The sequence below is a fragment of the Nocardia sp. NPDC046763 genome (assembly GCF_040645495.1).
Classification (GTDB): Bacteria; Actinomycetota; Actinomycetes; order Mycobacteriales; family Mycobacteriaceae; genus Nocardia.
The window spans coordinates 291,877-299,814 of sequence record NZ_JBEYYI010000009.1; the positions used below are offsets into that span (position 1 = coordinate 291,877).

The 7,938-nt window shown below is 70.4% G+C and carries 6 protein-coding genes and 2 pseudogenes; 2 read left to right on the top strand and 6 right to left on the bottom strand.

Translation table 11 applies throughout. The annotated features are described in order from the left end of the window. Nucleotides 1–14: 14 nt before the first annotated feature. The 4 genes from recN to ABZ909_RS17730 are packed head-to-tail and all read right to left on the bottom strand — an operon-like array spanning nucleotide 15 to nucleotide 4,014. Nucleotides 15–1,796, bottom strand: coding sequence for a DNA repair protein RecN (recN, locus tag ABZ909_RS17715; protein WP_357000484.1), 1,782 nt, complete (start codon nucleotides 1,794–1,796; stop codon nucleotides 15–17). Then, nucleotides 1,774–2,814: an NAD kinase gene (locus tag ABZ909_RS17720; RefSeq protein ID WP_357000487.1), complete on the bottom strand. Its 1,041-nt coding sequence runs from the start codon at nucleotides 2,812–2,814 to the stop codon at nucleotides 1,774–1,776. The genes recN and ABZ909_RS17720 overlap by 23 nt, the downstream gene beginning before the upstream one ends. Beyond that, nucleotides 2,811–3,701: a TlyA family RNA methyltransferase gene (locus ABZ909_RS17725; protein WP_357000489.1), complete on the bottom strand. Its 891-nt coding sequence runs from the start codon at nucleotides 3,699–3,701 to the stop codon at nucleotides 2,811–2,813. The genes ABZ909_RS17720 and ABZ909_RS17725 overlap by 4 nt, the downstream gene beginning before the upstream one ends. Before the next feature lies 1 nt (nucleotide 3,702). Then, entirely contained in the window at nucleotides 3,703–4,014 is a 312-nt protein-coding gene (locus tag ABZ909_RS17730; protein ID WP_357000492.1) for a hypothetical protein, read from the bottom strand. Nucleotides 4,015–4,183: 169 nt separating this feature from the next. On the opposite strand from ABZ909_RS17730, the pseudogene ABZ909_RS17735 reads away from it, so the two are divergent. Beyond that, nucleotides 4,184–4,372 (top strand): annotated as a pseudogene (locus tag ABZ909_RS17735) (SAM-dependent methyltransferase); the annotation flags it as partial. Nucleotides 4,373–4,679: 307 nt separating this feature from the next. Here the strand turns inward: ABZ909_RS17735 and ABZ909_RS17740 are convergent. Together ABZ909_RS17740 and ABZ909_RS17745 are read right to left on the bottom strand one after the other, a co-directional pair. Continuing rightward, nucleotides 4,680–5,582, bottom strand: coding sequence for an HAD-IIA family hydrolase (locus ABZ909_RS17740; RefSeq protein WP_357000495.1), 903 nt, complete (start codon nucleotides 5,580–5,582; stop codon nucleotides 4,680–4,682). Nucleotides 5,583–5,849: 267 nt separating this feature from the next. Next, a pseudogene (locus ABZ909_RS17745) lies at nucleotides 5,850–6,593 on the bottom strand (hypothetical protein); the annotation flags it as partial. 150 nt (nucleotides 6,594–6,743) lie between these two features. Between ABZ909_RS17745 and ABZ909_RS17750 the strand changes: the two are divergent. Continuing rightward, a complete protein-coding gene (locus ABZ909_RS17750) occupies nucleotides 6,744–7,697 on the top strand; it encodes a hypothetical protein (protein WP_357000529.1) in 954 nt (317 codons plus the stop codon). The last annotated feature ends 241 nt before the right edge of the window (nucleotides 7,698–7,938 follow it).

Here is a 7,938-nt window from a genome sequence, read left to right on the forward strand (position 1 = left end):
GTCTCTGTGCGCGGTTACTCGCCCGAGACGGCGGCACCGACCTTCTCGGCGTCGGCGGTGGTGAGGAGTTCCCAGGCGTGAGCGCGGCCGGTTTCGGTGTCGCCCATGCCCGCCAGCATGCGGGCGAGTTCGATGACGCGTTCATCCTGAGTGAGGGCCTTGACGCCGGATTTGACGGCCTTGCCGTCGTCGAGCTTGTCGACCACCAGGTGGGTGTCGGCGAAGGCGGCCACCTGCGGCAGGTGGGTGACGACGATGACCTGGTGGGTGCGCGCCAGCCGGGCCAGCCGGCGGCCGATTTCGACGGCGGCGCGGCCGCCGACACCGGCATCGACCTCGTCGAAGACCATGGTGGTGCCATGTTCGGAGCTGGCGAGAACCACCTCCAGGGCGAGCATGATGCGGGAGAGCTCACCGCCGGAGGCACTCTTGCTCAGCGGCAGCGGATGCGCGCCGGAGTGGGCGGCCAGGCGGAATTCCACCTCGTCCACACCGGTGGAACCGGCGTGCAATTCCGTGCCGTCGATGACCAGCGGGGCCGAATCCTGCACGCCCGCAAGGACGGGACCGACGCCGACCTCGAGCCGGGCACGACCCATGGCCAGACCGCCCAGCTCGGTGCTCACGGCCGACGCCAGCTTCCCCGCGGCCTTGCTACGGGCCGCGGTCAGCTTCTTGGCCGTTTCGCGCACCTTCTCGGCCGCGGTCTCGACATCCGCCGCCAGCGCCGCCAGCGCCTCCTCCGACACGTCCAGCGAAGCCAGGCGCGTACGCGCCTCCTCGGCCCACTTGATGACCCCGTCGATATCCGGCGCGTACTTGCGGGTCAGCGTCTTCAGCTCGGCCTGGCGGGTCAGCATGGACTCCAGCGCGCCCGGATCGGACGGCAGGTCCGACAGGTAGGAGCTGAGCTCGGTGGTCAGATCCACCACCACCGAAATCGCCTCGCCCAGACGGGGAGCCAGCGCGGTCAGGATCGGATCGTCGGAGGCTTCGATGCGGGCGCGCGCGGTACCCAGCAGATCCAGGGCGCCCGCGTCCTCACCCGGTGAATCGGCCGGACCGGCCAGCGCGTCGTGCGCGGTGGAGGCCGCCTCTCGCAGCGAATCCAGATCCGACAGCCGGCGCACCTCGGCCACCAGGTGGTCGTCCTCGCCGGGTTCCGGTGCGACGGCGTCGATCTCGGCCAGCGACTGCGTCAGATGGTCGGCTTCCAGGGCCAGCTCCCGGCTGCGCGCGGTCCGCTCGAGCAGCTGATTGCGCTTGTCCAGCCAGGCCTTTCGGGCCTTCTGGTACTTGGCCAGCAGCGGCGCCACCGCATCGGAGGCGAACTGGTCCAGCGCGTGCAGCTGCTGGTCGGGCCGCTGCAGCCGCAGCTGATCGTTCTGCCCGTGCACGGTGAGCAGCGGGGTGGTGAAGTCCGCGAGCACCGCGGCCGGGACGCTGCGGCCACCCAGGTGGGCGCGGGAGCGGCCGTCGGATCCGACCGTGCGGACGGCGATGATGCTGCCGTCGTCATCGCGTTCGGCGCCGGTGGATTCCAGCACCTCCTCGACCTCGCCGAGGGCGCCGTCGTGCACCTCGTCCACGGTGAACCGGCCCTCCACCACGGCCCGCGACGCCCCGAGGCGCACCCGTCCCGCGTCGGCGCGGGCACCGCTGAGCAAGTGCAGGCTCGTCACCACCATGGTCTTGCCCGCACCGGTCTCACCGGTCAGAACGGTCAAACCCTCGTGGAATTGTGCGGTGGCGGTGGAAATTACGCCCAGCCCGTCAATCCTGATCTCTGTCAGCACTCGTGCTCTCCGTTCGGCGGTCTTCGATCTCGCCTGCGCTCGGGCGCTCCGTGGTTACGCGCGCTCCCGCCTCCGCGCCTGACCGCGCAGACCGGCGGCCACGCCAGCCTGTCACGGGCAACTGGAATTTGCGCACCATCCGATCGGCGAACGGCGCGGAATCGAGCCGAACCCACCGCACCGGTTCGGTCCCGCGGACCGTCTCGACCCGGCCGCCTCGCGGCAGTGCGAGGGTGCGTCGGCCGTCGAGGAAAACGATCGCATCATGGCCTGTCGCAACGGTTTCCACCGCGATCAGCGAATTCGGGCTGGTCACCAGGGGCCGCGCGAACAGGGCGTGCGCATTGGACGGAATCACCAGCAGCGCTTCGAGTTCCGGCCACACCACCGGCCCGCCAGCAGAGAAGGCGTAGGCGGTGGACCCGGTCGGCGTGGCGATCAGCACACCGTCGCAGCCGAAGGCCGACACCGGCCGGCCGTCCACCTCGAGCACCACCTCCAGCACGCCCATGCGCGCCGCGTTCTCGATGCTGGCCTCGTTCAGCGCCCAGCCGCGCTCCACCACCACATCGTCGACGCGCACGGTGACGTCGATGGTCATCCGCTCCTCGAGGGTGTAGTCGCGCCGCACCACCTGGGACAGTGCCTCGTCCAGGTGCTCGGCCTCGGCCTCGGTGAGAAAACCGATGCGCCCCAGATTGATTCCGAGCACCGGCACCGAGGCACTGCGGGCGAGTTCGGCCGCCCGCAGGAACGTCCCGTCACCGCCGAGCGCCAGCACCATCTCGGTGCCCACCGCCGCGTCGAGATCGTGCGCCATCACCCGCACCGGGTACCCGTCGGCCGCACCGTCGTCGTCGATGTCGAACCGAGTGCTGTACGCCTCGTCCTCGAGCACCCGCAGCCTCATCCCGGCCCCGCACAGGATCTTCGCGACCCGGTGCGCGGTATCGGTGATCTCCGGCCGTCCCGGATGCGCGACCAGCAGAACCTCCCTGGCCGGGCTAGCCACGTTCACTGTGGACCCTCCTGCACCGCACGCTCGATCAGCGCCGCCACACGCGCCGCCTCGTCTGCATCGTATGCGCCCCCACCGACGTCCGCGCCCTCACCGGTCGCACCGGACTCGGTCTCCGGACGCTCCGGCGCACCGGTCTCCTTGCGCAACCAGAGGAAATACTCGACATTCCCGGACGGACCGGGTAGCGGACTGGCCGTCACGCCACGCGTACGCAGCCCGAGTTTCGCTGCCGCGGCGGCGACTTCGCGCACCGCCTCGGCGCGCAGGGCCGGATCCCGCACCACACCACCGGATCCCACGCGATCCTTACCCACCTCGAACTGCGGCTTCACCATGGGCAGCAGATCCGCGCCCGGCGCACAGCAGGCGGCCAGTGCGGGAAGCACCAGGCCGAGGGAGATGAACGACAGGTCGGCGACCACCAATTCGACGGTGCCGCCGATGAGTTCGGGCGTCAGCTGCCGCACATTGGTGCGGTCGTGCACGCGGACGCGGTCATCGCTCTGCAGCCGCCAGATCAGCTGGCCGTATCCGACATCGGCGGCCACAACCTCCTTGGCTCCGCGCGACAGCAACACATCGGTGAATCCACCCGTGGACGCGCCCGCGTCCAGGCACCGCTTGCCCTCGACGGAAACGCCCTGCGGCTCGAACGCCTCGAGCGCGCCCAGCAGTTTGTGCGCGCCGCGCGAGGCCCACTGCACCTCGTCGGGTTCCTCCCGCACCAGCAGCGGCGTGCCCGCCTGGACTCCCGTCGCCGCCTTGGTGGCGACCGACCCATTGATCAGGACGCGGCCCGCGTTGATCAGCTCGACCGCGTGTTCTCGCGACCGCGCCAATCCGCGGCGAACCAGTTCCGCGTCCACCCGCGCGCGCCTGGCCACCTCAGATCTTGTCCACCGTGGCCAGGGCCTGAACCAGCACCTCGTGCGCCTGCTCCAGAATCTTGGCCCGCCGCACGATATCGGTGCCCTCCGAGTGCACACCAGGCGCGCCCGGGAAGCCCGGATTCGGTGCGCCCGCCGACAATTCGGCCAGCAGCGCGGCGACCTCCGCCTTGACCCGCTCCGGGTCGGCGAACTCCTGATTCGCACCCGGCAGATGCTGCCCGGGCAACGGCGCCCCGGGACGGGGCCCCGGCGTCCCGATAGGGGATCCCGGCGCGGGAAACTGCGGGCGAGGCGTGGGCATAGTCATCGTGGCGACAACGCTACCCGAACTCGCATTCGAACACACGTACCCCACTGCTTACCGATCCACCCGCCGACCGGCCCCGGCCACGTTGCCCCGCCCCACTCGCCCGCGTGTCCCGGAAAACCGCTCACGGGCGGCCGACAGCATGAGGCAAATGGACAGCGACCTCGAGAAGCTGACAGCCGAGGCCCCGACCTTCCCACCGACCACGGTCGCCACCGAATCGTCGCCGCCCGATCCGGCGAAGGGGGCCCGGCTGCTGCCCCCGCGCGGCGCGGTTGTCGTCGCCGACCCGGACGAACCGCCGCTCCCCTTCGCCGGCGCTGCCTTCGACCGGGTGACCGGCCGTCATCCCGCAACCGCTCGAGGCGCGAAAACCGGTGTGAGACTTAACAATAACGAGCTGTCGAGGTCATCGATCGCCGGGCGATGGTCCGATCGATGACAGCACAAGAGAATGGTGCGGAGCCGCACGCCGCCAACTTCTCCGGCGTGGCCTTCCGCATCGCCGGGCACGAGGTCACCCTCGAACCCGGCAGTGCCCGTGGGACATTCCGCGTCCTGGTCGATGCATGGCCAGTTCACCGCGGACCTGTCGGTCGCGGAGGTCACCGTGGACAACTTCTCCGACGACGCGACCTGAAGCCGGACCCGCGGCAAGTCCTCGACTACACCCGAGGCGTCGAGGAGACCCGGATGGCACGGCCCGGGGCCGCGTCCAGACGGGCCGTGATCTCCTTCGCGATGTCTCCGGCGCCCGGCACGACCGGATCGAGGTCGGCGACAGGGTGATTCAGCGCGTCGAGGGATTCGGCGAGGTAGGTCGGCATGCGATCCGAGGGATGGGTGCCCAGATCCTCGAGCGTGCTCACGCCGGTGAGCACCATCAGCGACTCCAGGCCGGTGGCGTGCGCGCCGTCGATATCGGTGTCGAGGCGGTCGCCGACCACCAGGGCGTCGCGGGTACCGGCCCGCTCGAGCGCATCCTCCATCAGCGGCGCGTACGGCTTGCCCGCGACGATCGGCTCCAGGCCCGACGCCTGCCGGAGCGCCGCGACCATCGAGCCGTTGCCGGGAGCCAGGCCACGCTCGGTGGGGAGCGTGGCGTCGGTATTGGCGGCCACCCACAGCGCCCCGGCCCGGAGCGCGTAGGCGGCCTCGGCCAGGTCCGCCCACGCGGTCTGCATCGAATGGCCCTGCACCACAGCGCTCGGCGCCAGGCCGTCGAATCGGCGGACCGCCTGCAGGCCGACATTCTCAACCTCGGCCATCAGGTCATCGGTGCCGACCACCAGCACCGTCGACCCCGGCGCGATCCGCTGCGCCAGCAGCCGCGCGGCCGCCTGCGCGCTGGTCACCACTTCGTCCTCGTGGGCGTCGAAACCGAGCTCCCGCAGGTGGAAGGCCACCGCATCGGCCGAGCGGCTCGCATTGTTGGTGACGTACATCAGGCGCTGTCCCGGATCGCCCGCCGAAAGTGCTTCCGACGCACCCGGAATCGGCTCGTGGCCGCGGAACAGCGTTCCGTCCAGATCCAACAGCAACGCCTCGAACCGATCCCGCAGTCGCATTACGCCGTCCCTCTCGTCACTCTTCACAGAAATAAAAACGACCGTGCGGCTGCGCTGTTGCGCGGCCGCACGGTCGAAATCACTTGCCGGTCCTCAGTTCTCGGAGCCGTCCGCTGGCTTGTCGGAACCATCCTCGGCTTTCTCGGACGGCTCCGACTCGGCGGCGGTGTCCTCGGCGGCGGAATCCTCCTCCGCCGCAGCGGAATCCGCATCGTCCTCGTCCTCGTCCTCGTCGAACGCCGCGGTCCAGTCCGCGCCGCCGTCACCATCGCCCGAGAGTTCGGCGGCGCGATCCTCGGCGTCGGTCTCGCCGTCCAGGTCGGCGGAGGCGGCGTTCATGAACCAGGTCAGCGCTTCGTCTTCGCGACCGGCGGCCAGCAGGGCCTCGGCATAGGCGTAGAACAGGCGCGCGGCCGCGGAACCGGTGCGTGCCGGGTCCAGCTCGGCGGTCTGCAAGGTGACCACCGCCTGGTCGAACTGCCCCAGATCCATCCGGGCGCCGGCGACCACGATGCGCAGCTCGGTGGCCTCGTCGCCCTGCAGGGCCCGGGCCTCATCGCTGCGGCCCAGCTCGATGGCGCGCTCGGGACGACCCAGACCACGCTCGCAGTCGGCCATGACGGCCAGTAGACCCGAGCCACCGGACATGCGGCGCGCGGTCCGCAGCTCCGACAGCGCCTCGGCCCACTCGCCCGCGTGATAGGCCGCGACACCGGCGGTCTCGCGCACCACCGCGATGCGGCCGGCCCGCTGCCGGGCGGCGCGCGCGTGCTCCAGCGCCAGCTCCGGATCCTCGTCCAGCAGCTGCGCCACCATGACCAGGTGCCGGGCCACCGACTCGGCATTGCCCTTGTCCAGGCTCAGCAGATCGCGCCGCACCGCCGGCTCGAGATCGGAGGCCTGCACGTCGTCCGGCAGGTTCGGCTCATCGGGCCGACCCGAACGCCGCTCCCCCGGTCGGCCGCCGCTGACCCGCGCGCCCTCGCCACCACGGCGACGCTCCCCGCCCTCGAACGACCTCTCCGCACCCTTCTCGGCCCGCTCGACATCCTGCCCCGCCCCGGAGTACTCCGGACGCTCATCCGCGAACCCATTGCGCGCGAAGCCCTTCCGCTCCTCCCGCTCCCCACGGTCCCGGTCGAATCCCCGTCCTCCACCACGGTGTTCGCCACGGTTGAACCCGCCTTCACGACGGTCACCACGGTCGAAGCCACCCTCACGACGGTCACCCCGGTTGAAGCCGCCGTCGCGGCGCTCGCCACGGTTGAACCCGCCCTCACGACGATCACCGCCGCGATCGGAGCCACCCTCACGACGGTCGCGATTGAATCCGCCTTCACGACGGTCGCCACGGTTGAAGCCGCCTTCACGACGATCACCACGGTCGAAGCCACCCTCACGACGGTCGCCACGGTTGAAGCCACCGTCACGGTCGCCACCCTTGAAGCCACCTTCGCGACGGTCGCCGCGATTGAAGCCACCGTCACGATCGCCACCCTTGAAGCCACCTTCGCGACGGTCGCCACGATTGAAGCCACCGTCACGATCGCCACCCTTGAAGCCGCCCTCGCGACGCTCTCCGCGGTTGAACCCGCCCTCGCGACGCTCGCCACGGTTGAACCCGCCCTCACGACGATCACCGCCGCGATCGAAGCCACCCTCACGACGGTCGCGATTGAAACCGCCTTCACGACGGTCACCACGGTCGAAGCCGCCCTCACGACGATCACCGCCGCGCTGGAAACCGCCCTCTCGACGCTCGCCGCGGTTGAATCCGCCTTCGCGGCTGTACCCGCCCCGGCCACCTTCGCGCTCGGACCCGCCGCGGCCGCCGCCCTCGCCCCGATAGCCGCCGCGATCGCGGTCGCCCTCGGAACGGTAGCCGCCACGCTCATTGTCGCGACCGCGGTTGAATCCGCCACCGCCACGGTTGAATCCGCCCTCACGGCCGCCATCGCGCTCGCGGCGCGGTCCACCCGCCGAGCGTCCCTGGTCGCGGCGTTCGCCTTCGTCGCGCCGGCCGTAGCCGCTCTGTCCGGTCCCACCACTATTGCGGCGGAAGGGTTTGCGGCCGTCGTTCTGCTCCGCCACGGTGATCCCTCTCTGTTCTTGTAGCCTGCGGTACCCGGCCACGGCGCTGGAGCGCGTGAGGAGGGCCGGTGGGCGATCCCACCTACCCATGAATTCAATCACGCCGCTCTCGAGCGTCAACGCGGCACCGGGTGGTCAAACGCCGAAAGGGGACCCAGTGAGGGTCCCCTTTCGCGAAGGATGTTCCGGCGGTGTCCTACTCTCCCACACCCTGTCGAGTGCAGTACCATCGGCGCAGGTGGCCTTAGCTTCCGGGTTCGGAATG

Coding starts and splice junctions, on each gene's coding strand:
- ABZ909_RS17730 (WP_357000492.1), bottom strand. CDS start 4,014: ATGACTATGCCCACGCCTCGCCCGCAGTTTCCCGCGCCGGGATCCCCT.
- ABZ909_RS17740 (WP_357000495.1), bottom strand. CDS start 5,582: ATGCGACTGCGGGATCGGTTCGAGGCGTTGCTGTTGGATCTGGACGGA.